The sequence below is a fragment of the Streptomyces antioxidans genome, from assembly GCF_000968685.2.
Classification (GTDB): Bacteria; Actinomycetota; Actinomycetes; order Streptomycetales; family Streptomycetaceae; genus Streptomyces; species Streptomyces antioxidans.
The window spans coordinates 1-952 of the sequence record NZ_LAKD02000255.1 but is presented as its reverse complement, the minus strand read 5'-3'; the positions used below and the strand labels follow the sequence as shown (position 1 = coordinate 952).

General features: G+C 70.4%; 1 protein-coding gene. It reads left to right on the top strand.

Going from position 1 to position 952, the window contains the following annotated elements:
• Positions 1–952, top strand: a 952-nt coding sequence (locus tag VT50_RS38035) for an acyltransferase domain-containing protein (RefSeq protein WP_143645411.1), incomplete at both ends; no start/stop codon positions are given.

The following is a 952-nucleotide window of genomic DNA, read 5'->3' as shown; positions in this document are numbered from 1 at the left end:
GCGGGTCGGATCGCGGAGTGTGAGGTGGCGCTGGGGGCGTTTGCCGACTGGTCGTTGACTGAGGTCTTGCGCGGCGAGGGCCCGGTGCTGGAGCGGGTGGATGTGGTTCAGCCGGCGTTGTGGGCGGTGATGGTGTCGTTGGCTGAGGTGTGGCGGGTGTGTGGGGTGGTGCCTGCTGCTGTGGTGGGGCATTCGCAGGGGGAGATCGCTGCTGCGGTGGTGGCGGGTGCGTTGTCGTTGGAGGACGGGGCCCGGGTGGTGGCGTTGCGTTCGCAGGCCATTGCGCGGGGGTTGGCGGGGCGTGGCGGGATGATGTCCGTTGCGGAGGGTGCCGATCGGGTGCGGGAGCGGATTGCGGCCTGGGGTGGGCGTATTTCGGTGGCGGCGGTGAATGGTCCGGGTTCGATTGTGGTGTCCGGTGATCCGGAGGCGTTGCGTGGGCTTCAGGTGGAGTGTGAGGGCGAGGAGGTGCGGGCGAAGCTGATCCCGGTGGACTACGCCTCCCACTCGGCCCATGTCGAGGCGCTGCGCGATGAACTCCTCGACGTCCTGGCCCCGATCGCCCCGCGCCGCGCCGAGGTGCCGTTCTGCTCGACGGTCACCGGCGACACCATTGACACCACCGGACTCGACGCCGGGTACTGGTACACCAATCTGCGGGAGACGGTGGAGCTGGAGTCGGCGGTGCGGGCGTTGTCGGCCGCCGGGTTCGGTACGTTCCTGGAGATGTCGCCGCATCCGGTGCTGACGATGCCGCTGCAGGCGACGGCCGAGGATGCGGTGGTCGTGGGGTCGCTGCGCCGTGATGAGGGCGGTCCGGAGCGGTTCCTGGCCTCGCTGGGCGAGGCGTTCGTCCGGGGTGTGGCGGTCGACTGGGGCGCGGTGTTCGCCGGGCTGGGCGCGTCCGTGGTGGACCTGCCCACGTACGCCTTCCAGCGGCAGCGCTACTGGC